This window comes from Shewanella sp. Scap07 (genome assembly GCF_013394145.1).
In the GTDB taxonomy this organism is placed as follows: Bacteria; Pseudomonadota; Gammaproteobacteria; order Enterobacterales; family Shewanellaceae; genus Shewanella; species Shewanella waksmanii.
Window position 1 is genome coordinate 3,482,567 of sequence record NZ_CP041329.1, and the last position, 24,979, is coordinate 3,507,545.

A 24,979-nucleotide genomic window follows, 5' to 3' on the forward strand; every position below is an offset into this window, starting at 1 on the left:
TCAACGCAGAAGTAGGTAGCCAAAAACGCGCCAGAATGGCGAGTTTTAGCGATTCTGATGCTGTGTTAACGAGCTTAACCGTAGAATAACTATGCTCTTCACTCGTTGCCTTGCCTCAGAACCGCTAAACTCTCACTGAGTGACTAAATGTTTATACTGATTGGTATTAGAAGCCTGTTTGTGGGCGCAACCATAAATGCACCGTCACTTCATCACGATCATGATAAAGGTGCTTACAGGCTAGATGAAAATCTTCGACGCCATTCTCTTTTAGAATTTCCTGCATGGTAGCCAAAATTTGCGACACTTCTTTGTAGCGGCTCTTCATCGGTAACTTAAGGTTAAAGATAGCCTCTTTAAACCAACCATTAATGGCCCAAGCTTCAACTAACTCAGCAACGCGCGAAGGTTTTTCCACCATATCGCAAACCAACCAGTAAATATTTTTGCGTGGCGGCTCAAAACGAAACCCATCGGCAGTATAGTGCTTAACTTGGCCGGTATTCATTAAATCTTCGTTCATCGGCCCATTGTCGACTGCCGCAACAAACATACCACGGCGCACAAGCTGATAAGTCCAGCCACCAGGGCAAGCCCCTAAATCCACCGCATTCAATCCGCTACGCAGACGCTGCTCTTGCTCATCTTTGGGGATGAAATGAATAAATGCCTCATCAAGCTTCAATGTTGAACGGCTTGGCGCATCGGCAGCCATCTTTAGCCGCGGAATACCACGGTAATGAGGCGATGAATTATTGCTCAGCGAATAGCCCACATAAGCAGTACCCGAAGCCACAAAACACACATGAATGATGGGCCTTCTAGGATTCTCTTTTTCTGTTAATGCGCCACTGCGTTTAAGTGCTTGTCGTAAAGGCACAGTAAACTTACGGCAAAAGTTCGACAGTTCTTTGGCTTCATTAGTGTCTGGGGTTTCAACCCTCAGCTCGCCTGCTTTGCTAACACTGGCTAACGCCTCAACAATAGGAGAGACCCTATCTGCTTCTGGTAAAGACTTAAGCAACTTAGCAGCTGCGAACATTTGCCGCGCAAAAATCAATGAATCCAATGAGATTTTCTTCGCCAACACTTCAGCATCGCCATCTTGGAAACACTGAAAAATCACATAAGCATCGTTATTATTGGTTTTAACGAAGCCGCCGATATCGAGCTCAGCAGCACGGTGCTGAATTTCAGCAGCGCACTCTTTCTCATAACCAGCACGGCAAAATAAAAATAGGTTTATCATTGGGGGTTCCTGCACAAAAAATGGCGTACAACGTTAATTGCCCGCCATTTTACACTGAAATGACACAATAGACAGCGGCTGATGGTTAATCGTTTAACTCAACCACGCGGTTACGCCAAACTGCCACAGCGATAAATAACCACCCCAGTAGGAAGCATACGCCCCCTAATGGCGTAATAGGACCAGTCCACTTTGTTCCCAATAACGCATATAGGTATAACGATCCTGAAAACAACACCATGCCTGCAATAAACAAATACCCGGCCCACGCCAACAACCGCGAGGTTAACCAATGCCCGGCAAATGCCACCGCGATTAGCGCAAAGGTATGATAAAACTGATATTCAACCCCAAGGTTAAATATCGCTATCATCTCAGGTGAAGCAATGCGCTTTAAACCATGGGCACCGAATGCCCCCAGCGCGACTGCAATAAAGCCGCTTAACGAGGCTAATAACAGAAAACCTTTATGCATCTAAACCTCCAATAAACTCGATACTCGCGTGTATCGCTTGTTCGAGATTAGCCTCTTGAGTGGTGCCTGACGACTTGCGCGGTTTAAAACTATGATCGCCATCAAGCAACCAGTGCAGTTTTATCTCTAGGCCGTCAATCCAGGTTTCAACTTGACCTCGGCCGCCAAACTTATCTCTTTCGCCTTGCAATATCATGACTGGTGCCTTGCATTGCGCCAGCGGAGCTAACCTTGGCTCTCCACCTTTTAACGCCACAAACGGGTAACCTAAGCACACCACCCCATCAACCGATACCTCATTGGCTAACCACGCCGCCATGCGTCCACCCATTGACTTACCCATCAGCACAATACGCTGCGGTTGGTACTGCCGCTTAAGCTCAGCAACATGAATCGCAAAGTCTTTTAGCAGCTTCGGGGCTCTATCTGGTGGTCGACGTTTACCGTCAACGGCATTGGCCCGCATATAAGGTAGATTAAAGCTCGCGATCCAAGCACCTTGCTTGGCCAGCCCGGCAGAAAACTGTTGCATAAACTCGCTGTCGATATTAGCGCCTGCGCCGTGGGTGAAAATCACTAAGGTGTCACTCTCATTGCCTTCTAGGCGAACTTGGCTAGGCAGCAACTCAGCCTCCACCAAAGGAGCATCAACCTGGTAATAGTTCACTGCGTGACTCCTCTTCAAACATATCTAACATCCACTCACGAAACGCCGCAATCTTACCGATTTCGGCATGATTTTGCTGACACACCAAGTAATAAGCATTTTTACTGAGCAAGACTTCAGGGAACGGGCACACCAGACGACCTGCTTTAATATCAGGGCGGGCTAATACGCTATAGCCCAATGCTATGCCTTGACCGTGCGCCGCAGCTTGTAGAACCAAAGATGAATGACTAAAGATTGGACCTTGGTTCACATTAATATCGGTAATTCCACATTGTCTAAACCAAGCCTGCCAATCATGACGGCTTGAGTCATGTAATAAGGTGTGATGTTTCAGATCACTTGGTTCAGCCAGAGGCTTAGGCCCACTGAGTAACATCGGTGAACAAACCGGGATTAATACCTCATTACGCAGCTTATCAGCACGCACCCCAGGCCATGAACCTTGACCATAATAGATGGCCACATCAACATCGTCGGCTAAGGAGCTATCCTCGTCATCAACGGCTTTAATTCTCACATCGATGTCGGGGTTCTTTTCACTGAACTTAGATAAGCGCGGAACCAGCCACTGAATGGCAAAACTAGGGCTAGTGCTGACTGTCAGCGAGCCAATAGCACTACGCGCAAGTAAACGATCTGTTGCATCGGCTAGTTGCACAAAAATATCTTTTATATCGAGAAAGTAACCTTGCCCCTCTTCGGTAAGCAGTAAAGAGCGGTTTTTACGCCTAAACAGTTTTAACCCTAAGTACTCTTCTAGCGCTTTTATTTGATGACTAACAGCAGCTTGCGTAACAAACAGTTCTTCAGCAGCTCGGGTAAAGCTCAAATGTCTTGCTGCGGCTTCAAAAGCCTTCACGGCATTTAGCGGTGGCAATCGTCTCGACATAGTGATCTCGATCTCATATTTGGATTAGATTTACTAATCCTTATTGTTACATTTTATCGTTTGTAAAGCGAAGCAATTTTGACTAAATTTCACCCCAAGAAATTAAGTGCAGTTAGACAGCCTCTACGACGTATTGGGGAGTGTCTAACCCCAAGACGAATATCCGCCCGGAGGCGAACACCATGATGAACCTAAAAACACTAGCAACTGTTGCTTTACTCGCTTGCACCGCTAACGTACACGCTGACGAAATCGTTGTTGATACTAACGATTTACACGCCGCCATTAGCGCTCAGCTAGCCGAAGGTCTAGAAGCAATGCAGCAGGACCTAAACGACGACGTTAATGCCATGCTAGTCGCTACAGAAAGCGACAAAGAAACAACGGCTAACGTTCAGCATTCAGAGTAATACACTCTGGCGATAATGCCTGATAGCCCAGCTGAAAGCCACATCTGAGTATGTGGCTTTTTTGTACCTGCTACTTTTTCTATCTCATCAAAAGCCAATCTGCTAAGGTTTTATCAAGCTATAAAAAAAGCCGCTAACAGCGGCTTTTAGTTGGGCTTGCTACGGGCAACGCCTATGGGCGGTAAACCTTAACATTGTCATAGCCTTGTTCTTGCAAGTACAGCGCTTGCAGCTTACTCATGACACCGCGGTCACAATACAACAAGTAAGTCTTACTTTTATCTAGATCAGCAAATTGTGTCGCCAATTTAAAGAATGGAATCGCCTTCACTTCAATACCTTCTAGCTCAAGTGGGCTTTGCTCCTCTTCTTCTGGCGCACGGACATCAATCACCACTTCACCCGCGGCTAAATCTTCAACCGTTTCAGCTGACGCCACTTTGGTATCCATTTGCGTTGCAATATCCCTAATATCCATGATTTCAGCTGCCGCCACCACACGTTCAATCAAATCTTCGGAGAACTTTTGCTCTTCGGCTTCAATTTTTGATAGTACCGCTTTTACCGTTGGCTTTTGCGAAATGACACCACAATACTCAGGAATTGACTTGGCAAAATCTTCCGTACCAATTTGGCGACTAATATTCACAATATCTTGCTTATCCATCACGATAAGCGGGCGTAAAATCACTGTATCGGTACAGCGATCAATAACGTTGAGGTTGGTCAAGGTTTGGCTAGATACCTGCCCCATAGCTTCGCCAGTCACCAATGCTTGGATCCCCATGCGTTCAGCAACACGGCTAGCAGCACGCATCATACAGCGTTTAAGAATAACGCCCATCTGACCGTTATCAATGCGCTCAAGAATTTCAGTCACAACTGGGTCAAATGGCACTGAGACAAATTTCACCTTATGCGACTCGCCATACTTCTGCCACAAGTGGTAAGCCACCTGCTTAACGCCAATTTCATGTTGGTCGCCGCCAAGATTAAAGAAGCAATAGTGCGTACGAGAGCCACGTTTAATGAACTGATAGCTCGATACGCCGGAATCGAAGCCACCAGAGATTAGCGACAATACGTCTTCCTGAGTCGCCATAGGGAAGCCACCTAAACCCGGAATGCGCTTCTCGACCAAGTATAAGTTGTCACGATCAATTTCTAAATTAATCGTCATATCTGGGTTCTTCAATTTCACGCCGGCTGCTTGCGTATGTTGGTTCAAACCACCGCCCACATAGCGCTCAACTTCGATGGAGTTGAACTCATGCTTACCGCTTCGTTTAACGCGCACGCAAAATGTTTTACCAGTTAGCTGCTCGTTATAGAGCGCAATCGTTTGCTGGTATATATCGTCAACTGACTCAAAAGTACTTTCGCGAACTTGGAGTACGTGGGCAATACCAGGGATACAACTAAGACGCTCGGCATATAGCGCTACCATTTCTGGTTTGTCGGCAGGAACCATCACCAAAATTTTATCCCATTGGCGCTGTACTTTAGCATCTTCATCGACTTTCTTTAGTACATTACGAATGTTTGTTTCAAGCATCTTGGTAAAACGCATTCTTACCGGCTTGCTTTTCATCATGATTTCAGGAAACAGTTTTACGATAAATTTCATGGACGTCCCGCGGGGTTGGTATTCAACAGCTAATTTGAATCAAAGATTAATCCGCCATTATATCAAGTTAGTGCTTAGCTTGCCTATGATCAGACGCAGAAAGTTAACCAACAAAAAAAGCCTGTCAACATGACAGGCTTTTTGCGATTTATTGACCCACTAATATTTCATCGGATTCTTTAGCTTTACCTTGCTCGATGGCTATCTCTACGCGACGATTGCGGGCCCTATTGGCCGCGCTGGTGTTTTCCACCAGAGGATCAGATGATGCCATGCCGACCACTTTCATACGTTGCTGGTCAAAACCGCGCACCCGAATAAGCTGATGAGCCACAGCGACAGCACGTTTGCTCGACAAATCCCAGTTAGAACTGTATAGCTCGTTACTGATATTCATATCATCAGTGTGGCCTGATACGGTAATGATTCCCGGAACATCTTTAAGCAGCTCGCCAACACGGCGTACAACGGGCTTAAAGCGCGGCTGCAAGAAGCCAGACCCCGATGCAAACGCCCCCTTTTCTCGAATTCGAATAATGATCTGCTGACCGAGAGATTCCACTTCAATCGCACCATCAACAATCTCTTTATTGAGCTCTTGAGCCATTTTCTTCACTTGCTCATTGATTTGCTCTTGGGCCGCCGCTTGATCCTGTTTTTGCTTCGCTTCTGCTTCAGACTGTGACTGAGATTTAGACTCAGCCTGTTGCTGCGCCGTTGATGAAGACTCGCCGCCGCGCTGCTCTCCACGTTGCTGCTGTACACCACCAGCACTGGCATCTTCACCGGCCTGATATTCAATGGTTTGTTCAGTCATTTCATTGGTTTGCTGATTGATAATTTCAATCGGCGTGGGCTCAGGCCTGCCGGGTCTAAACTCCAGCGCAATCACCGAGGTGCCTTTAGGGATATCTTTCACTTCGACTTTGTTTTGTACACCAAACGCGTACTTCATCGAACCGGCGATCTGTTTGAACTTCATCACGTCCATTTCAGAAAACGCCAACAACAGCACGAAAAAACACATCAACAATGACATCAAATCTGCAAACGTAGCCAACCACATAGGCGCACCCGGTGGAGGACAATTACATTTGACCTTTTTTGCCATGGGATTATTCCCCGTCCGTTGTATCTATTTGTCTTTGCTTTTCAGAAAGATAATTTTTCAGGAACCCTTCAATCACCCGTGGGTTTTGACCGTCTTGAATCGCAAGCACTGCATCCATGATTAGATTACGATTAAGTAACTCTTCATTGACTCGCAGCTGCAATTTATCGGCAATAGGAATCGCAATCATGTTGGCAATAATCGCGCCGTACAGCGTGGTTAACAAGGCTACGGCCATCGCTGGACCAATGGATTTAGGATCGTCCATATTAGAAAGCATCGCCACCAAACCAATCAGGGTACCAATCATCCCCATGGCTGGTGCCACATCACCCAAGGCCTTAAAGATGCCTACCCCAGTTTTATGACGCTCCTCGGTCAGAGCAATATCTTTTTCTAATGCGTCACGAACCACATCGCCATCATGACCATCGACTAACATATCAACCGCTTTTTGCATGAAACTGTTAGTGATTTCCGCTTCTTCTAGGGCTAAGAACCCACCTTTACGGGCTGCATCAGCCATCGTCACAGATTGTTCAATAAGCTCATCGGGTTTATCTATCTTGAATATAAAGGCTTTGGCAGCAATCTTAATTGCCCCTAAAAACTGTTTGAGGTTGTACTTCATCATCACCACAAACAAAGAGCCTATCATCACAATGAGCACAGAAGGCACATCAATAAAGATGGCAATACCACCACTACTGACCATCGCCATAATGATGAAACCAAATGCGCCGATGAGGCCGATAAGGGTTGCTAAATCCACAACTGCTCCTTGAGTCTTTGACTGTTTCCAAAACCACGGGTTTTGATCAGTAAGCAAAATAAACGGGTCATGTACCTAGCTATACAACACCCAAAAATATTAGTTCTTTGATCAACTGGCTGGCAAAAACGCTCAAACTTTAACCGAGCCCTGTTAAATCACGCTAATTTAGCGAATAAAAGTCACTGCTAGCTTTCGCTTTTAGAATATAATTATCCTAGGTTTAGGATAACATCCTATATCAATTATCGGACAGCTTACCCGCAAGTTTAGCTACAATTACAAATTTTTATAAAAAAATCGGCATAAAGCGTGCTATTGACCAAATATACAGCATGGCGATTTGACCCTTATCCGTAGCTGATATACCTTGTCTTTCGCTCAATCCAAGGAAAACGCATCGTGGCTAAAAAACCTGAAAATCTGACCTTTGAAGAATCCCTCAATGAACTTGAACACATTGTCTCTGCCCTAGAGCAAGGCGATGTGGCGCTGGATGATGCCTTGAAACAGTTCGAGCGAGGCATCAAGCTAGTGCGTCACTCTCAGGGTAAACTAGAGCAAGCCCAACAAAAGGTGGCAATTCTCACCCAAGACGGTGAAGAAGAGCAATTGCAGCCCTATGAAAACGAAGGTAAGTAAGTGTTAACTGAAGCCATTAACTTATATCGCGCTCGAGTTGATCAACAACTTGAGTCCTATATCGACGCACTTGGCGAGACCGAACCTAAGCTAAAAGCGGCCATGAAACATGGCGCACTTATTGGTGGTAAGCGCATTCGTCCATTTTTGGTGTACGCGGTTGGTGAGCTATTATCTGTGCCGCAGGCCAAACTCGATGCTGCAGCGGCAGCCATTGAGTGTATTCACGCCTATTCGCTCATTCACGATGATCTTCCAGCGATGGATGATGACGAGCTGCGCCGCGGCCAACCCACAGTGCATATCGCATTTGATGAAGCAACCGCCATACTGGCTGGTGATGCGTTGCAAACACTGGCATTTGAAATCATCTCTCAAGCTGACAGCCCGCTCAGTGCTAAACAGCAAATTGCGATGATAAACGCGCTGGCAAAAGCGTCAGGGTACAGCGGTATGTGCGGCGGCCAATCAATCGATTTGCAAGCCACTAACCAACAGATTGATTACCCGACCTTAGTTAAATTGCACCAGTTAAAAACTGGCGCACTTATCCGCTGCTCTGTCGAACTCGCGCTGATTGCAGCCGATGCCGATGAGATGACACGGCAACATTTATTAACCTATGCTGAATCTGTCGGCTTAGCTTTTCAAGTGCAAGATGATGTACTCGATATTATCGCCAGCACCGAAGAGCTAGGTAAACCGCAAGGTTCAGATAGTGATGCCAATAAAAGTACCTACCCTAAATTACTAGGGTTATCAGGGGCTCAAGACACAGCGAAAGCTTTGATTGAACAAGCCCTATCAGCGCTGACCAAATTACCATACAATAGTCAGTTAATTGCCGACTTCGCCCGCTACATAATCACGCGAAGAGTATAATCAAGAGACAAAGAATCTCGATATGAGTTTGGATATTTCTCAATACCCTGTGCTTGCACAGGCAAATAAGCCTGAAGAGCTACGTCAGCTTCCTCAAGCTGCACTACCACAATTAGCCGATGAGCTAAGAAGCTACCTATTGAAATCAGTAGGTATTTCCAGTGGTCACTTTGCATCAGGCCTCGGCACAGTTGAATTAACTGTGGCGCTTCATTACGTCTATAACACGCCATTTGACCGATTAATCTGGGATGTGGGACACCAAGCTTACCCGCACAAGATTTTGACCGGCAGACGTGACAAAATGCACACCATTCGCCAAAAAGGCGGCATACATCCATTCCCGTGGCGTGAAGAAAGTGAATACGATACCTTCAGCGTTGGCCACTCCGGCACCTCGGTCAGTGCAGCCTTAGCCATGGCCGTTGCCGCGGAAAAAGAGCAAGCTGGTCGTAAAGTGGTTGCCGTGATTGGTGATGGTGCCATGACAGGCGGGATGGTCTTTGAAGCCATGAACCATGCTGGCGATCTGCACAATGACATGTTGGTGGTACTCAATGATAACGAAATGTCTATCTCTGAGAATGTCGGGGCGCTTAACAACCATTTAGCTCAGTTAATGTCAGGTCGTTTATACACGACTATTCGTGAAAACAGCAAGAAAGTGTTAAAAGGTATGCCCGCCATTAAAGAGATGGCTAAGCGCACCGAAGAACACCTCAAAGGCATGGTAGTGCCAGGCACGTTATTTGAAGAGCTGGGCTTTAACTACATTGGCCCTATTGATGGCCATGATGTCGATGGTCTAGTGGAAACCATGCGCAATATGCGTAATCTGTCTGGTCCACAAATTTTACATATCATGACTAAGAAAGGTCGTGGTTATGAGCCGGCAGAAAAAGATCCTATCGGTTGGCACGCGGTGCCTAAATTCGACCCATCTACCTTTGAAAAACCGGCTTCAAAGCCGGCTAATCCGACTTTCTCGCAAGTATTTGGCCGCTGGCTTTGTGACATTGCTGCCAAAGATGAAAAAGTGGTGGGTATTACCCCCGCTATGCGTGAAGGTTCTGGCATGGTCGAGTTTTCACAGCGATTCCCTAAGCAGTATTTTGATGCGGCTATTGCTGAGCAACATGCGGTTACCTTCGGTGCAGGTTTTGCCTGTGAAGGCTACAAACCTGTGGTTGCCATATACTCGACTTTCCTACAGCGTGGTTATGATCAGCTTATTCATGATGTGGCTTTGCAAAAGCTACCGGTGTTATTTGCCATTGACCGCGGTGGTATCGTTGGTGCCGATGGGCCAACACACCAAGGCGCATTTGATTTAAGCTTTATGCGAACTGTCCCTAATATGGTGATAATGGCACCGTCGGATGAAAATGAATGTCGACAGATGCTATACACTGGCTATTGTTACAACGATGGGCCAACCGCGGTGCGTTACCCGCGTGGCAGTGCCACTGGCGCTGAGCAGATTGAAGAGATGACCGCTCTACCTATTGGTAAAGGTGTCATTAAGCGCAGCGGACAGAAAGTTGCCATATTGAATTTTGGTACCACCTTAGCCAGCGCAGCCGAAGCGGCAGAGCAACTAGATGCGACCCTAGCCGACATGCGTTTTGTTAAGCCAATCGATACCGCATTAATTAAGCAATTAGCCAGCGAACACGATGTTATTGTTACCGTTGAAGAGAATGCCATTATGGGCGGCGCAGGCTCTGCTGTACTAGAGACTTTGCAGCAACTGAAAGTGCCAATGCCAGTGCTGAATATCGGCCTACCAGATGAGTTCATCAAGCACGGGGATTCAAAAGCGATTCTCGCTGAGTTGCAATTAGACGGTGCAGGGATATTGGCACAAATACAGGCGTATTTAGCTGATTAATCTAAGCCGAGCTATAAGTAAATTGGGTCGTTAGTCGGCCATAAAAAAAGCCTCACTTTGTGAGGCTTTTTTGTTATCTCTAATCAGGCTTAAGCTTGCGTATCTACCGACCCGCCGCCTTGTGATACCATGACCATAGCTGGGCGCAATAAACGCTCGTTGAGCAGATAGCCTTTTTGCATCACCATCATGACGGTATTAGCTGGAAACTCGGCACTTGGCTGCATACCAATCGCTTGGTGGTGATCTGGGTTAAATGCTTCACCTTGTGGATCAACTTGCGATAAGCCAAACTTCTCAACCGCGCTCACAAAGCTCTTTAAGGTTAGTTCAACCCCTTCGTAAATGGCTTTACTCGCTTCTGCTTCAGCGTCAGTCCCCGCTAATGCACGCTCCATATTATCTATCACTGGAAGTAGCTCATTAGCAAACTTCTCTAAGGCAAATTTGTGTGCCTTTTCAACATCCATCGCGGCGCGACGACGCATGTTATCTACTTCTGCTGCTGCACGAACAACAGAGTCTTTCTGCTCTTCTACTTTGGCTTCAGCAGCCGCTAACGCTTGCTCTAATTCTTCTACTCGAAAATTAGCTTGAGTCAGCTCATCCATTAAACTCGCTTGTTCACCACCAGCTTCAGTAGTGACTTCGGCTTCTACTGCCTCATCAATTTGCGGTTCTTGTGCTTTGTTTGGCTCGTTGCTCATTCTCACTCCAACTAAAAATGCTTTGTTTCTGCAGGCTCTGGGCATATTATGGGGATCAAATTCGAGGTTTCAAGCCCTAAGGCACGGATCAAGCATAAATATGAGCAAAGCTTTTCACACAATAGGCTTAATTGGGAAACCAAATCACCAAGGGACTCACAAAACCCTTAAGCGCTTACACCATTGGTTAACAATGCAAGGCTATGATCTCCTCGTTGAAGAGCGAGTCGCAACAGAGATTGGCCCCCAAGCCCACTCTGTTGATTTACTCGAACTTGGCGAGCGCTGTGACCTAGCTATTGTGGTTGGCGGTGATGGTAATATGCTTGGCGCTGCAAGAGTGCTTGCTCGCTTTGATATCGCGGTAATTGGTGTTAACCGCGGTAATCTAGGTTTTTTAACCGACCTTCCCCCAGATACCTTTGAAGAATCTTTAGGTAAAGTACTCGATGGGGATTACGAAACTGAATTTCGTTTTTTACTTGAAGCTGAGGTGTATCGTCACGGCGCATTGAAATCCAGTAATACCGCAGTCAATGAAGCAGTACTTCACCCGGGTAAGATTGCCCATATGATCGAATTTGAAGTCTATATTGATGACAAATTCATGTACAGCCAACGTGCCGATGGCATGATTGTTTCAACCCCGACGGGCTCAACTGCCTACTCACTGTCTGCTGGCGGCGCAATTTTAACGCCGAATTTAGAAGCGCTGATATTAGTGCCGATGTTCCCCCATACATTGTCGTGTAGACCGATTGTGGTCGATGCCTGCAGCATCATTAAGTTGGTAGTATCGCCTGAGAACGGTGACAATTTGGAAGTAAGCTGCGATGGCCACGTCATGCTGCCCGTGTTGCCTGGTGATGAGATTATGGTTAAACGCAGCCATGAGCGACTTCGCTTAATTCACCCTAAAGGTTATAACTACTTTCACGTGCTGAGGAACAAACTCGGCTGGGGTAGCAAGTTATTTTGATCAACTTAACAAAGGCGCTTACCGCGCCTTTGTTGTTTTTATATCTTAGTCAATGCACATACTGAAAGTGCGATTGCTCACGCTCTATGAACCTAATGTCCTAAGCCCTTAGGCATAACGTTTCGACATGGCTTGCAGCTGCGCCGTAATGGTTGACCATTGTTGCACTGAGTCGGCGATCATCTCTAAGCGCGAGTCCATCACATCATCCAACTCTTGCACTGACAATTGCCCGTCAACATAGTTGAAAGCGGCAATACCTTCATCGGTAATGAGTACCGCTTTTAGGCGCAGAACCGACAAAGATTTAATCCAACTCACCAGCGCATCAAATTCAAACTCGTAGCTGACATCGAATACCCAGCTGGCGGTTTCAAAACCGTCATGACTATTACTACAGTGAAAACAGCCATCAGCATCAAAATCTATCTGTTGCGGCGCAGTATCGGCAAATATCGATACTGGCTGTAATACGCTCATCGCCGCAGGTTTCACACTTTGAGCCAAATGTGCAGCTTGAGCACTGCGGCCATGCAATAGTGGCTGATAGTCGCTTGCGAAGCGCTCTGTGTCGGCATTGATGCTGCTCAAAGGTACAAGGTTCGCCTCAAGCTGCCATGCCTTTAAGAGCTGTTGCAGTTGCTTAAGTTCATCCGATTGATAACTATCTGCCTTAGCAGCGAGTACCGTATCGGCAATCTGGATCTGCTGCTGAAAGATGTCATGTTCGGTGTAACGCTTGTCAGCCACTTTGGTGGCATCGACTAAACATAAACTTTGCTCAATTTTTAGGGTGGAGGCCAGTTGGCTTTGCATCAATAACTTAATAATGGCTTTGGGGTGGCCAAGCCCGGTAGGCTCAATCAATAAACGGTCGGGTTTACTGCGGCGAATAAGCTCAGTAATGGCCACTTGCAACGGCACTCCCGCCGCACAGCACAAGCAGCCACCTGGCACTTCCTTAATTTGTACTTGATTATCACTGCTGCCTAGCAGACTGCCATCAATGCCCACTTCACCAAATTCGTTAACCAACACCGCCCAGCGCTCATTGCTCGGTTTGCTGGCCAGTAGGCCTTGAATAAAGCTCGTTTTGCCTACCCCGAGAAATCCGGTAATAACATTAGTGGCTATCGCTTGTACTATCATCGCTGCTCCTTATGATGACTGCTTACTACCGAGACTGATTCGCACGCCTTGCCGCGTAGCCACCTTTACCCGTGGCGCGTTTGCTTTTACTGCGAGATTTATGTTTAAAGGTTTTCTTAGCTTTGGGCTCAACAAGCAGTTGCCGATAACGCTCAGGAAGCGGTGCGCCCTCTTCATATCCCGGCTGCACCTTACGATCAATCACCTGGCCGATGAGCGCTTCAATATCGGCTAACATCACTTCATCGTTGCGGCTAACAAAAGAGATGGCTTTACCCGCCATACCAGCACGACCTGTGCGGCCAATACGATGCACATAGTCTTCTGCTGCAAATGGCAATTCAAGATTAATCACTAGCGGCAGCGCTTCAATATCTAAGCCACGGGCGGCCACATCGGTGGCCACTAATATCCGCAGCTCACCCGATTTAAATTGCTCTAAAGCACGATTGCGGGCGCCTTGCGTTTTGTCACCATGAAAGACCGCACCTTTAAGGCCATCTAAATGCAGCTCCTGCAGTAATAGCTCAGCACTTTCTTTGGTACTGACAAACACCAACACCTGACGCCAATTGTTACGGCCAATGAGCTCTGCCAATAACTCAGCTTTGCGGCGTTTATCAACGGGGTACACCCATTGCTCAATAGTGGCAGCTTGTTTACCCGGCTCAATGTTGACCTTTTGCGGAGCATTGAGCATTTTGTGGGCTAGTTGCGCAATCCCCTCACTGTAGGTGGCAGAGAATAACTGACAACAGTGCTGCGGTTTTAGGTGCTTCTTGATGCGTTCAATATCTTTAACGAAGCCTAAATCTAACATCCTGTCGGCTTCATCGATAATCAGCGTATCGACACTAGACAGGTCAACTGAATATTGGCCTATGATGTCAAACAGGCGCCCTGGCGTAGCCACTAAGATATCTGCACCTGCAGCAATCGCTTTGCGCTGAGGGTTGATGTTAGCCCCACCGTAGACAGCAACGGTTTTCAGCTCAGCAAATTGACTATATTGCTGGATATTTTCGGCAACTTGAATTGCTAGCTCGCGCGTTGGCGTCATCACCAACGCTTTAATCGATTGACTATCGTCAGCATTGTCGAGCAACCACTGCAACATAGGGATGGCGTAGGCAGCGGTTTTGCCTGTGCCTGTTTGCGCACAGGCAATCACATCGTGCCGCGCTAACGCAATTGGCATGACTTGTTGCTGTACTGGGGTTAGATTTTGATAACCGCAAATGGCTATCGCATCAATAAGCTGCGATGAAAGTGGAAAGCTGTCGAATGTCATGCCAAGCGCCTTACAATAAAGAGGGCGCGCATTCTAACAAAAAATGGCGCCATTAGTTATGCCTGTGGTAGAAAAGGCAGCAAGTATTTTTGTTCGAACTCATCGAGCGGCACCGGCCGTGAAAAATAATAGCCCTGACCAAAATCACAACCGGCATCTTGTAGCAGCTTCTTTTGAAACTCAGTTTCTACCCCTTCAGCAATCACTTTCATGCCCAGCTTATGTGCCATCACAATAATCGCCTCACACAGGGTGGCATCATCGTTGTCCGTTTCTAGGTTTTGGGTGAACGACTGGTCAATCTTAAGGTAATCGATATCGAACTTTTTCAGATAGGCAAGTGATGAGTAACCGGTACCAAAATCATCTAACGACACCTGAATACCTGCATCTCGGTAAGCCAAGAGCTTTTCCGACACCCCCATAGATGCGTCAAGCAATAAGCCTTCGGTGATCTCGACACAGATACCGTTGCTGGATAATTTGAGCTCTTTTAAGCGCGCCAGCCAGTGTTCAAACTGATCGCCCTCATCACGAAATTGAATTGGAGATTTGTTGATACTGATCTGAATTGCCAATTGGTATTTTTCTCGCCAAAAAGCACTTTGCGCTGAGGTTTGCTCAAAGACCCAGTTGCCAATTTCGTTAATCAGGCCAGTTTCCTCTGCAATGGGAATAAATTCTGCAGGAGATACAGCGCCGCGCTCTGGATGATTCCACCTCAATAACGCTTCTGCTTTGTAAACCTGATCATAAGTTAAATCGACAATTGGCTGGTAGTAAATCTCAAATTCATTATTAGCTAACGCTTTCCGCAAATCTTTAATCAACCCCATGCGGTATTTGGCGCGCTCTTGCATAGAAGGGGTAAAGTAATGGAATCGGTTGCGACCTTGCGCTTTTGCGGCGTACATCGCTTGGTCAGCGTGCTTAAGTAAACCTTCAATGGTTGTCGCATCATCAGGGTATAAGGTAATACCGATACTGGCGCTAATAAAAGCGGTTTCGCTGCCTAGACTGTATGGCTCAGCCACTCGCCGTAAAATGTTTTCCGCAACACGCTCAACATCTTTAGCTTCAGCAACACCAGAGAGCACCACGGTAAACTCATCGCCGCCTAACCGGGCAACAACATCAGACTCTCGGATACAGCCCTTAAGACGCTTGGCGGTTTCTTGCAATAACTGATCCCCCATGTCGTGACCCAACGTGTCATTCACTTCTTTAAAGAAATCTAAATCTAAGAACATCAACGCAAAGTGGCGCTCGCTGCGGGTGGTTTTAAGGATCTCGGTGCCTAAATACTCTAGCAGCATGCGTCGATTAGGTAGGCCCGTTAACGGGTCGTAATTGGCTTGACGCCAGATAATATGCTCGGCTTGTTTCTTCTCGGTAATATCAGAAAAAAGCGCCACACGGCGATAAGGCTCACCTTGGTTGTTGTAAACCGTGTTGATGGTCAACCACACCATAAACTCATTACCTGACTTGCCCTTAAGCCATAGCTCACCTTGCCAACGTCCAGATTCTAAAATCGACTTGCTCACTTTATCGTACTGGGATAAAGGCGTTTTATCACCTTGTAGAATGCGGATGTGTTTATCAAGCACCTCTGACTCTTCATAGCCTGTCATATGGGTAAAGGCGGCATTGGTGGTAATAATACGGCCCTTACTGTCTTGAACGCTCATCGCCTCGGTGGAGCTGTTGTAAACTGAGGCCGCTAAATTCAACGACGCTTCAACTTGCTTACGCTCAGTAATATCAGCATGGATACCACACATACGTACCGGGTTTCCGTCACTGTCTCGACTGACTATTTTCCCGGTGTCTTGAATCCACTTCTGCCCACCGGTCAAGGTATTGAGGCGATACTCAATGCTATGCTCTTCTGTGTCGCCATGCAGATGCTTATCGATCGATTCCAACACGTCGATTCTGTCTTTAGGGTGAATAGCATCTAACCATTGACGGTCATTACTATTAAGCTGCTCAATATCGCACTCAAGCAGTTCAGCGCAGCGAGCATTTCTTTTAATTTGATTGGTTTTAATGTTCCAATCCCACATGCCTAAATTACTGCTGTCGAGCACCAATGCCAGTTGCTCCTGGCTATCACGCATCTGTTTCTCTGCACGTTTGTTTTGGCTAATATCAACAAAACCGGCAATCACTAACTCCACCTGCTCATTCATACGCCGGCACGCTACGGTTAAATGGGTATAGATAATTTCACCGTTTTTAGCGATAAAGCGCTTGTCCATTTCGTACTCATCAATCTCACCGGCCAACATGCGCTCAAACTGCAGCAAGTCCGCTTCTAAGTCTTCAAAGTAAGTCATTTCCGACCAAGTTAACTTAAGCAGTTCTTCTTCGGTGTATTTGAGCATTTTGCATAGTCGTGGATTGACTTTAATCCAGTGCTGATCGACCGATGTAATCGCAATTCCCATGTTGCCGATATTAAATTGCGAGCGGAAAATAAAATCATCTTGAAGCTGAATGCGCACATCGCGTTCAACTTCAAGTCGTCTTGAAAGCAAGCTACCTAATAACGCTGTCACAAAAGGCAGAATCAACAAAACCGGTAAACTGATTTGGAACAACACGCTAAAGGCAAGATCATTGGGCAGTAAAAACATCGAGGCCAGCATCATTAAATGCAAAAAGAACCCCAGTAAGTACAGTTCCTTGAACGATAAGTCAGCGATGTAATTTTTACGGTTATAGCGCCACAGCACCCCAATCGCGCCAGACAGCACGATCACTGTGATGCCGGCCCATACTGCTGGTCCACCTTCAATGAATCGATAAACTACCGCCATTGCAGCGGCAACCAAAGTTGGCAAGCCGCCAAAATAGAGACCACAAATGACTAAAATGACTGAGCGGGTATCAAAAAATATGCCGGGTTGATATTCCCAAGGGGTCATCATGGTGGTGATAGTCACAATACCTATCACAAACCCAACGACTAAACGCCATAAGTGAAAATGAGTGCTACGCTGCTTGCGCGGAATGGCGTCATAGACAAATACCATCGCGAGTAACAATGCAGCATTTTGAATAAGCGTAAAAATCACGTCTTGGTTCATATTAATATTTTGGCTATCAACATATTAAGTTAATGATGGATCTGGGTTTGAGTGTAGCAGATGAAGATATAAAAATACCCTTTATCGGTTATAAATCAACCCAAAAGCCCAGCGGCTTAACACATAAGGCCCTATTATCAAGGCTACTGCCTAGGCAATACCCGTAAGCGTGGGTAGTTCGCCATCCGGCTGCCCGGTTAACGGTAAAAATCATTACCGGAGACTGGCTATCTAAAGCGGCTTTGTGCGCATTAACTTGAATTAAAAGCCAAACTCATGAACAATAGCTCGCCAAGGATGATTTGGATAAAAGGACTATTATGCCAATCTGCCAACGACTTATTGTACTGACCGCCCTATTGAGCGTTAGCTTGATAGCGATCGCTAATCCTGCAGTTACGCCTCCTGCATCGGTAAAACTAGCCGCTGAAGATAACTGGGCACCGTTTGCTGACCAAAGTGGCCAAGGCCTCTCGCATCAACTAATCAACCGTGCTTTCTCGCGTATGCAAGTGAACGTAGATAGCATCATTGTCCCCTATGCCCGCGGTTTAAAAATGGCGCAGCAAGGTCAAGTTGATGGTGTATTTAACTTAGTAAAAGAACAAAGTACCGAACATCTATTTGTATTTGGCCAGCAGCCGTTATTTACCGCCAGCGCATCTTTTTATCAAAACAATCGCCACCCGCTAAAGGTCTCAACTAAACACCAATTGCCGGCTGGCACCCGAATCGGCATTATTGAAGGTTATGAATATGGCGATGAGCTGATCCATCTTGACCAGCTTGAGCTACTTGCAGTGTCAAATCACAATCAACTTATCAACCTGCTATTACTCAATCGCATTGATGCTGCCATTATGTATGACCAAGTGGCTAAGCAATATCTACAACGCATGCAGGTCAGTCGCGATATCAGCCGTCAATTTCACAACCATACCGGTGTTGTCTACCTCGCCTTCTCTAAACAAAACCCTGATGCACAAACATTGGCTGACACCTTAGATGCAGGCTTGCTTGCATTAAAAGCAGACGGTAGCTACCAACAAATTATGGCGATGGTGAAATAATCACGCTAACAAGCTGTCGTTAAAATGTGGTTGAGTAAGCCCTCGTCAACAGGCACGACCTCAGCATTGACATCTTACGTCTAAGGTTAGCTGTGGTAGACTAGCGTTTTTTAGCCAGCGATTTGATTTTAATGAGCGACTCTAGCGCAAAACTGAGCGAAACATTCCACTTCCCTGTACAAATCTACTACGAAGATACTGACTTTTCCGGTGTCGTGTACCACCCTAATTTTCTTAAATACTTTGAGCGGGCCAGAGAGCATGTTATCGGTGCTGATACGTTGGCCTCTCTTTGGGACGAGCAAGGTCTAGGCTTTGCGGTCTATCGCTCAGATATGTTATGCCATGATGGCGTCGAGTTTGCTGAGATAATCGATGTGCGCACTCGATTCTATTTCGAAAGTAAATACCGCACAGTATGGAAGCAAGAAATATGGCGCCCGGGCGCAACTAAAGCCGCCGTGACCGCCACCATTGAGATGGTTTGCATGAATAAACAGCGCCAACTCGCGCCAATGACGCCATCCCTTGTAGCGCAGCTGTCCCAAGCAGCAAGCGAACAAAAGCAACTAAACTAGTTGCCAGTGTCGTTAATTGGAAGGCGCATTTAGTGCCTTCCAGTTCATCTCTAGCTCAGGCGCAGTCATCGGCTTAGCCAATAGCTCTCCCTGAATTTTATCTACCGCTAGCTCACGTATAAGTTGCAACTGCTCAGGGGTTTCAACCCCTTCAACAATCACCCCGTACCCTAAGCCCTTAGCGAGCTCAACGGCGCTTTGTAATACATGCAGTGCTTGGGGATCGTGCCCGAGCCCATCAAGAAAGGCTTTATCAATTTTAACTTCATCAATGGGCAGATGCTTAAGGTACGCTATAGAAGAGTGGCCAGTGCCAAAATCATCCACCGAGATGTTAATTCCAGCTTTACGATAATGCTCAAGCGCCGCAATCGCACTGGGCATATCGTGCATAATTTGGCTTTCAGTGACCTCTAAAGCAATCACATTCGGCGGTAATTTATGATCATCAAGTAAGTCAAATAAGGTCTCTTTAAGCACGGCATTATCGATATCTTCAATGGACAAGTTAACCGCTACCTGTAGCGTCATACCCACTTGTTGCCAATAGGCTTGTTGCGCTAACACCGTGTCGATAACCCAGTGGCTAACTAGCTCTATCATGCCGGCGCACTCTAATAATGGAATAAATTCAGCAGGAGAGACACGGCCTAAATCTTCACTTTCCCAGCGAATGAGCGCTTCAACGTGAGTCACTGAATTATCACTTAAATTCACCTTAGGTTGATAAACGAGATAAAGCTCATTTTGCGCCAAGGCTTTGGGCAACCGATTAATAATATTAAGCTGACGAAACTGAGCCGCATCCTCACCTAGTTGATAATCTGCAATGCGCTGCCGTAAGCCTTTGGCTCGATTTACCGCTAAATCGACTCTGCGCAGCATCTGACTGACATCTCCATGGTGCAGTGCTAAATCCAAATAACCGATTTGAAACTGCAAACTGACAGGTGTGTGATCAATCACAACCGGCGCTTGCAACTGCTGTTGTAAGTCCTCGATTTGCTGTCGGCTCCAAGGATTAACGTCAAATAGCAAAAACTCATCTTGGTTCATGCGAGCCATTAATTTGCTGGTCAGTGACATTTCACTTAAGCGCTCGCTCAAAGCAACTAACAGCTTGTCGCCAAAATGAAAACCGAACAGATCGTTGACATAACGAAAGCGATAGACATCAATAAGAATGAAGCAGCCATGGGTAATTGGCATCAATGGCGCCAGCCGCTGCTTGAGTCCGACTCGATTAAGCAAACCGGTAAGCTTATCGTGATTTAACGGCGTGACTGAATCGGCTGATGGCTTTTTTACCAGCTGATTAACTAGCCCATGATAGAGGCTTGGCGCCTGCTCGAGCTCGTTAATGTCGACACTGCCATCAGATTTAAGCTTAGTGACTAAGTTAGATAAATACTGCTTTTGTGTTCGTCTATGCCAGTATCCATAACAGATACCAGCGGCGAGTAACCCTATAAGGATTATCGTTAGCCAATCTATATTGGCTAACAATCCAAAACTTCCGTAATGCTGATGTCAAACTCCAATTAAATAGTAAAAACCGACTACTCGTAACTTAGTTTAATAGAATGATAGTTATCCAAAAACTCATCTGAGCCTAAATACTCAGGGGTAACAGGCAAGCCGCGTTGAACAAATACATCTAAGCGTTCATGTAAATCATGACCCGCACGTAATTCACCCGTATAGAATGCGGCTGCGCGAACAAAATCTAAATAGCCGACATTATCCGGTAGATAAGTCAGATCTGCCCACCGTTCAACCACTTCCATCACCTCAGGAGCAAACTCCCATGTTTTCAGTACTGCACGGCCAATGGGCCCCTGCATTTTACGCACCAATGCCCTAAGTTGCTCAATGCTAGTAAAGGCATCTGGATGAGCCTCTGCCTCTGTCAGTACCGGTAGCGCGCCAATGTTATGCACCAAACACGCTAAGGTGAGCGTGTCATAGTTTATGCCGCTACCAGGATGAGTTTTGTTATATTTGGTCAACATAGCACAGGCGGCTGAAGTGGCATCAATCGATGCAGTCCAAACCTCATCCATCACTTCCCACACCATTTCATTCGTTGAAATAAACAACTGCTCCATCGCCACTGAGGTAGCGATTGATTTGATCTGGGTTAAGCCAATGCGAGTTACGGCACTATTAATATTTTCGGCCTTAATGCCGCGCGAATACATGGCGCTATTGGCTACTTTAATCATTCGCGCTGATATAGCGGCATCTTGGCCTATCACTTCAGCCACTTGTTTGGGACTAGAGTCTGGACGAGATACCACTTCTTGCACCCGCATTGCCACTTCAGGCAAGGTTGGCAGCACTAAGGCGTCAGCCTTTAGTTTTTTCAATAACCCCACCAACAGCTGATGCTCTGTCGACATTTGTACTCCTTTTGGGTTGCCAAATTGGCCACAACAATCTAAATCGTCGAAAAATTATTAAAGTAAAGCGACACATTCGTTAATGCGCTGTGTAATTTTAGCTAAAATAACTATTACTCGGTAGCCATTTAAAAAAAATAGGTCATTTTATTTAGCTAAGTGTGTCTAGCGAAGCTGACGCTGATTAAATAAACAGCGTTAGATTTGCATAACGGCTACTGCATTGAGTAAAATGCCCGCCCCCCGAGTTAACCTCGTTATCGTTAATTGAGAGATGTTATGTTTAAACCTGAGCTGCTTTCGCCTGCCGGCACCCTTAAAAATATGCGCTACGCTTTCGCTTATGGCGCAGACGCTGTATATGCCGGGCAACCGAGGTACAGTCTTCGAGTACGTAACAACGACTTTAAGATGGAAAATCTCGCGACAGGGATTAAAGAAGCACATAGCTTAGGTAAAAAGCTTTATGTCGTTAGCAACATTGCACCGCATAACGCCAAACTCAAAACCTACATCAAAGACATGGAGCCTGTGGTCAACATGCAGCCTGATGCGCTGATCATGTCAGATCCTGGGCTGATTATGATGGTTCGCGAAGCCTTCCCTGATCAAGATGTCCATTTGTCAGTACAAGCCAACGCCATTAACTGGGCCTCGGTCAAGTTTTGGGAGTCGCAAGGCATTAAACGAGTCATTCTTTCTCGCGAACTTTCACTCGATGAAATTGAAGAGATCCGTCAGCGCTGCCCAGATATAGAGCTTGAAGTGTTTGTCCATGGTGCGCTATGCATGGCGTACTCTGGACGTTGTCTATTATCAGGCTACATTAACAAGCGTGACCCAAACCAAGGCACCTGCACCAATGCTTGCCGATGGAAGTACGGCGTACATGAGGCCAAAGAAACTGAATCTGGCGATGTGATTGCAGTGAACCCAGATGTACAAATAGAAACTCCCACTTTAGGTGCGGGTGAGCCATCTAGCGATATCGTTTTGCTGCAAGAAGCAGGACGCCCTGGTGAGTACATGCCAGCCTTTGAAGATGAACATGGCACTTACATCATGAACTCAAAAGATTTACGCGCTATCCAGCACGTGGAACGTTTGACTAAGATGGGGGTAGACTCACTTAAAATTGAAGGTCGCACTAAGTCTTTCTACTATGTGGCACGTACCGCACAGCTATATCGTCAAGCCATTGAAGATGCTGCCGCTGGCCGCGAGTTTAATCCAGCACTGATGTATCAACTAGAAGGTCTAGCTCACCGTGGTTATACCGAAGGTTTCTTACGCCGTCACGTCCATGACGAATACCAAAACTATGACTACGGTTATTCCATCAGCGACACTCAGCAGTTTGTCGGTGAATTTACCGGTAAGCGTAATGAGCAAGGCATGGCAGAGATTGACGTTAAAAACAAGTTCTCTGTCGGCGACAGTGTCGAGCTCATGACGCCGCAAGGCAACATCAATCTAACCATCGAACAGCTAATGAACCGTAAAGGGGAATCTGTAGAAGCTGGGTTAGGTTCTGGGCATTTTGTATTCTTGCCGGTGCCACAAGATGTTGACGTTGAAAAAGCCGTACTGATGCGCAATTTAACCGATGGCCAAAATACCCGTAACCCACACACGGATAAATAAGCTACTAGCATTTAAAAAGGCCGCTAATTGAAGGCGGCCTTATTATTGATGCCAAAGCCGTAATGATGCACGGCATTTAGCATGGCCTAAACACCCGTAATCCACACATGGGTAAATAGGCTAAATGCATTTAAAAAGGCCCCTTTGGGGCCTTTTTTTATTGCTGTTCACAGGCTTTATGCCATTCAGAATTGGCTCACGCTACAGCACGAGGCGCATCCTTAAACCAAGTACCCATGTGTCTTTTTCGGTAGAAATAGCCGGATTATCGATGTACTGAATATTGGGTGTCAGTTGAATAAACTCACCGACACTCATGTTGTAATAGAGTTCAGAGGTAAACTGCTGGTCATCTTGAACACCATATGCAGCTGCTAAGTTTTCATTAACCTCACTAAAGTTAATCGCAAAGCCGAGATTATTTTTAGCGGAAAACAGGCCAAAATACCCCACGCCTAGGGTGAGAGATTTGTCATATAAAGCCACATCACCTTCTGATATACCGCCGCGAATAAACGGCATCACTTGTTCAGTAATGAAATAACTCGCAGAAAAATTGACGCCTCGACCACTTTCTGTGCCCGTTAAGTTGTGCTGCGTACCGCCATCTAAATGCCAAAAGGTAACATGAATATTGTCAGTGTAGATCTGCTCTTGTGATGCGGTCCAACCTAACTCAAAAGTGCTAAACAATTTATGGTCATTAAATAGCGTATCGAAACCATCCAAAGGTTTATCTGACCGACCTTTACCATCGGCAACACCCAGAACAGTGTAAAAGTTATCTGAAAGCATATGACCAACCGCCAGCCCTAAAATACCGTCATCGGGTAAGCCGATTGCGCCCGCACCAGTACTAAATGCTAAGTTGGTAAAACCATTCCATGGACTCGCTAACGCATAAACATCCACATAGTCGGTTGTATCCAGATAGCCCGCCATCATTGAAGTTTTGCCACCATTGAACTTTTGCTTCCAATACAAGTTGGTTAACCGGCTACCTTGATCGCTATATGCGGGGCCAATCATACCAATGTAGCCTAGTCCTGGTTCGATAAACGAGAATGATTTGGGCGCCACATCGGTATATTTATGCCGATGTTCGACTTTCCAAACTAGTCCACCGGTATTGCCATCATCTAACCCCACTAGATTCCATGCACCATAAAAACGCATGACACCGGCGGCAGCATTGTCATCTCCGCCGTCAGTTGCTGAAGACGCTGATAGGCCCAACGCTTGGTAATCTAGACCCAAAGTGAGGTTATGCTCGTTTGCCAATGCCTCACGCCAACTTTGTTTGTCTCGGGTATTGTCTTTAATCGTATTATCAACCGTGTCAGGGCTACCAAAGTTGGTCTCAGCGGCAATTGGGCCGCTAAATAACACAACGGCTAGCGCCAACATCAGCGGCTTTTTTCGAAAAATACAGTTCATCCATGGTGT

Annotated in this window: 22 protein-coding genes; 8 read left to right on the forward strand and 14 right to left on the reverse strand. The window is 46.3% G+C overall.

Annotated elements, in window-relative coordinates; genetic code table 11:
• Positions 1–166: 166 nt before the first annotated feature.
• The 4 genes from rlmM to FLM48_RS15250 all read right to left on the reverse strand — a co-directional run bounded on the left by rlmM (position 167) and on the right by FLM48_RS15250 (position 3,283).
• On the reverse strand, positions 167–1,249 hold the full coding sequence (gene rlmM, locus FLM48_RS15235) for a 23S rRNA (cytidine(2498)-2'-O)-methyltransferase RlmM (RefSeq protein ID WP_179025225.1): 1,083 nt from the start codon (positions 1,247–1,249) through the stop codon (positions 167–169).
• A gap of 85 nt (positions 1,250–1,334) precedes the next feature.
• Complete coding sequence (locus FLM48_RS15240; RefSeq protein ID WP_028774593.1) at positions 1,335–1,724, reverse strand: DUF423 domain-containing protein; 390 nt, start codon at positions 1,722–1,724, stop codon at positions 1,335–1,337.
• Complete coding sequence (locus FLM48_RS15245; protein ID WP_179025226.1) at positions 1,717–2,391, reverse strand: alpha/beta fold hydrolase; 675 nt, start codon at positions 2,389–2,391, stop codon at positions 1,717–1,719. The genes FLM48_RS15240 and FLM48_RS15245 overlap by 8 nt, the downstream gene beginning before the upstream one ends.
• A complete protein-coding gene (locus tag FLM48_RS15250) occupies positions 2,372–3,283 on the reverse strand; it encodes a transcriptional regulator GcvA (RefSeq protein WP_028774595.1) in 912 nt (303 codons plus the stop codon). Before FLM48_RS15250 ends, FLM48_RS15245 begins: the two co-directional genes overlap by 20 nt.
• A gap of 182 nt (positions 3,284–3,465) precedes the next feature.
• On the opposite strand from FLM48_RS15250, the gene FLM48_RS15255 reads away from it, so the two are divergent.
• Positions 3,466–3,693, forward strand: coding sequence for a hypothetical protein (locus tag FLM48_RS15255; RefSeq protein WP_028774596.1), 228 nt, complete (start codon positions 3,466–3,468; stop codon positions 3,691–3,693).
• 172 nt (positions 3,694–3,865) lie between these two features.
• Here FLM48_RS15255 and thiI read toward each other — a convergent pair whose 3' ends face one another.
• From thiI to pomA, 3 genes are all read right to left on the reverse strand, one after another.
• Entirely contained in the window at positions 3,866–5,320 is a 1,455-nt protein-coding gene (thiI, locus tag FLM48_RS15260; protein WP_028774597.1) for a tRNA uracil 4-sulfurtransferase ThiI, read from the reverse strand.
• A 148-nt stretch (positions 5,321–5,468) separates the two neighbouring features.
• Positions 5,469–6,431 (reverse strand): flagellar motor protein MotB, encoded by a 963-nt coding sequence (locus tag FLM48_RS15265; RefSeq protein ID WP_179025227.1) that lies wholly within the window; start codon positions 6,429–6,431, stop codon positions 5,469–5,471.
• Positions 6,432–6,435: 4 nt separating this feature from the next.
• Positions 6,436–7,203 (reverse strand): flagellar motor protein PomA, encoded by a 768-nt coding sequence (gene pomA / locus FLM48_RS15270; protein ID WP_179025228.1) that lies wholly within the window; start codon positions 7,201–7,203, stop codon positions 6,436–6,438.
• Positions 7,204–7,605: 402 nt separating this feature from the next.
• On the opposite strand from pomA, the gene xseB reads away from it, so the two are divergent.
• From xseB to dxs, 3 genes are read left to right on the forward strand one after another with little or no spacing between them, the layout of a single operon-like run.
• A complete protein-coding gene (xseB, locus tag FLM48_RS15275; protein ID WP_028774600.1) occupies positions 7,606–7,845 on the forward strand; it encodes an exodeoxyribonuclease VII small subunit in 240 nt (79 codons plus the stop codon).
• Entirely contained in the window at positions 7,846–8,727 is an 882-nt protein-coding gene (ispA, locus tag FLM48_RS15280; protein WP_179025229.1) for a (2E,6E)-farnesyl diphosphate synthase, read from the forward strand.
• Between the two features lie 22 nt (positions 8,728–8,749).
• A complete protein-coding gene (gene dxs / locus FLM48_RS15285) occupies positions 8,750–10,618 on the forward strand; it encodes a 1-deoxy-D-xylulose-5-phosphate synthase (RefSeq protein ID WP_179025230.1) in 1,869 nt (622 codons plus the stop codon).
• A gap of 89 nt (positions 10,619–10,707) precedes the next feature.
• Here dxs and grpE read toward each other — a convergent pair whose 3' ends face one another.
• Positions 10,708–11,325, reverse strand: a complete 618-nt coding sequence (gene grpE / locus FLM48_RS15290) for a nucleotide exchange factor GrpE (protein WP_028774603.1) — start codon at positions 11,323–11,325, stop codon at positions 10,708–10,710.
• 100 nt (positions 11,326–11,425) lie between these two features.
• Between grpE and nadK the strand changes: the two genes are divergently transcribed.
• Complete coding sequence (nadK, locus tag FLM48_RS15295) at positions 11,426–12,304, forward strand: NAD(+) kinase (protein ID WP_028774604.1); 879 nt, start codon at positions 11,426–11,428, stop codon at positions 12,302–12,304.
• 108 nt (positions 12,305–12,412) lie between these two features.
• Here nadK and FLM48_RS15300 read toward each other — a convergent pair whose 3' ends face one another.
• Genes FLM48_RS15300 through FLM48_RS15310 form a run of 3 tightly spaced genes read right to left on the reverse strand, consistent with a single transcriptional unit; the run spans position 12,413 to position 17,839 of the window.
• Positions 12,413–13,453: a GTP-binding protein gene (locus tag FLM48_RS15300; protein WP_179025231.1), complete on the reverse strand. Its 1,041-nt coding sequence runs from the start codon at positions 13,451–13,453 to the stop codon at positions 12,413–12,415.
• A gap of 25 nt (positions 13,454–13,478) precedes the next feature.
• On the reverse strand, positions 13,479–14,744 hold the full coding sequence (locus FLM48_RS15305; RefSeq protein ID WP_179025232.1) for a DEAD/DEAH box helicase: 1,266 nt from the start codon (positions 14,742–14,744) through the stop codon (positions 13,479–13,481).
• Between the two features lie 56 nt (positions 14,745–14,800).
• Positions 14,801–17,839, reverse strand: a complete 3,039-nt coding sequence (locus FLM48_RS15310) for an EAL domain-containing protein (protein WP_179025233.1) — start codon at positions 17,837–17,839, stop codon at positions 14,801–14,803.
• 302 nt (positions 17,840–18,141) lie between these two features.
• On the opposite strand from FLM48_RS15310, the gene FLM48_RS15315 reads away from it, so the two are divergent.
• Together FLM48_RS15315 and FLM48_RS15320 are read left to right on the forward strand one after the other, a co-directional pair.
• Entirely contained in the window at positions 18,142–18,909 is a 768-nt protein-coding gene (locus FLM48_RS15315) for an ABC transporter substrate-binding protein (protein ID WP_256870949.1), read from the forward strand.
• A 131-nt stretch (positions 18,910–19,040) separates the two neighbouring features.
• A complete protein-coding gene (locus FLM48_RS15320; protein WP_037471567.1) occupies positions 19,041–19,487 on the forward strand; it encodes a thioesterase family protein in 447 nt (148 codons plus the stop codon).
• A 12-nt stretch (positions 19,488–19,499) separates the two neighbouring features.
• On the opposite strand, the gene FLM48_RS15325 is transcribed toward FLM48_RS15320, so the two are convergent.
• A complete protein-coding gene (locus tag FLM48_RS15325; protein ID WP_179025235.1) occupies positions 19,500–20,993 on the reverse strand; it encodes a bifunctional diguanylate cyclase/phosphodiesterase in 1,494 nt (497 codons plus the stop codon).
• A gap of 53 nt (positions 20,994–21,046) precedes the next feature.
• Complete coding sequence (locus tag FLM48_RS15330) at positions 21,047–21,889, reverse strand: HDOD domain-containing protein (RefSeq protein WP_028774611.1); 843 nt, start codon at positions 21,887–21,889, stop codon at positions 21,047–21,049.
• A 279-nt stretch (positions 21,890–22,168) separates the two neighbouring features.
• On the opposite strand from FLM48_RS15330, the gene yegQ reads away from it, so the two are divergent.
• The gene (yegQ, locus tag FLM48_RS15335) at positions 22,169–23,533 is read left to right on the forward strand and encodes a tRNA 5-hydroxyuridine modification protein YegQ (protein WP_179025236.1); all 1,365 of its coding nucleotides are present in this window, start codon (positions 22,169–22,171) and stop codon (positions 23,531–23,533) included.
• A 201-nt stretch (positions 23,534–23,734) separates the two neighbouring features.
• Here yegQ and FLM48_RS15340 read toward each other — a convergent pair whose 3' ends face one another.
• Positions 23,735–24,970: a carbohydrate porin gene (locus tag FLM48_RS15340; protein WP_218645304.1), complete on the reverse strand. Its 1,236-nt coding sequence runs from the start codon at positions 24,968–24,970 to the stop codon at positions 23,735–23,737.
• Positions 24,971–24,979 lie beyond the last annotated feature (9 nt).

What these genes read in the sequence shown, in the direction of transcription:
- FLM48_RS15305 (WP_179025232.1), bottom strand. Translation starts at nt 14,744, where the DNA reads ATGACATTCGACAGCTTTCCACTTTCATCGCAGCTTATTGATGCGATA.
- grpE (WP_028774603.1), bottom strand. Translation starts at nt 11,325, where the DNA reads ATGAGCAACGAGCCAAACAAAGCACAAGAACCGCAAATTGATGAGGCA.
- FLM48_RS15250 (WP_028774595.1), bottom strand. Translation starts at nt 3,283, where the DNA reads ATGTCGAGACGATTGCCACCGCTAAATGCCGTGAAGGCTTTTGAAGCC.
- thiI (WP_028774597.1), bottom strand. Translation starts at nt 5,320, where the DNA reads ATGAAATTTATCGTAAAACTGTTTCCTGAAATCATGATGAAAAGCAAG.
- FLM48_RS15320 (WP_037471567.1), top strand. Translation starts at nt 19,041, where the DNA reads ATGAGCGACTCTAGCGCAAAACTGAGCGAAACATTCCACTTCCCTGTA.
- FLM48_RS15265 (WP_179025227.1), bottom strand. Translation starts at nt 6,431, where the DNA reads ATGGCAAAAAAGGTCAAATGTAATTGTCCTCCACCGGGTGCGCCTATG.
- dxs (WP_179025230.1), top strand. Translation starts at nt 8,750, where the DNA reads ATGAGTTTGGATATTTCTCAATACCCTGTGCTTGCACAGGCAAATAAG.
- nadK (WP_028774604.1), top strand. Translation starts at nt 11,426, where the DNA reads ATGAGCAAAGCTTTTCACACAATAGGCTTAATTGGGAAACCAAATCAC.
- FLM48_RS15255 (WP_028774596.1), top strand. Translation starts at nt 3,466, where the DNA reads ATGATGAACCTAAAAACACTAGCAACTGTTGCTTTACTCGCTTGCACC.
- FLM48_RS15310 (WP_179025233.1), bottom strand. Translation starts at nt 17,839, where the DNA reads ATGAACCAAGACGTGATTTTTACGCTTATTCAAAATGCTGCATTGTTA.
- FLM48_RS15300 (WP_179025231.1), bottom strand. Translation starts at nt 13,453, where the DNA reads ATGATAGTACAAGCGATAGCCACTAATGTTATTACCGGATTTCTCGGG.
- FLM48_RS15330 (WP_028774611.1), bottom strand. Translation starts at nt 21,889, where the DNA reads ATGTCGACAGAGCATCAGCTGTTGGTGGGGTTATTGAAAAAACTAAAG.
- rlmM (WP_179025225.1), bottom strand. Translation starts at nt 1,249, where the DNA reads ATGATAAACCTATTTTTATTTTGCCGTGCTGGTTATGAGAAAGAGTGC.
- FLM48_RS15340 (WP_218645304.1), bottom strand. Translation starts at nt 24,970, where the DNA reads ATGAACTGTATTTTTCGAAAAAAGCCGCTGATGTTGGCGCTAGCCGTT.
- FLM48_RS15240 (WP_028774593.1), bottom strand. Translation starts at nt 1,724, where the DNA reads ATGCATAAAGGTTTTCTGTTATTAGCCTCGTTAAGCGGCTTTATTGCA.
- yegQ (WP_179025236.1), top strand. Translation starts at nt 22,169, where the DNA reads ATGTTTAAACCTGAGCTGCTTTCGCCTGCCGGCACCCTTAAAAATATG.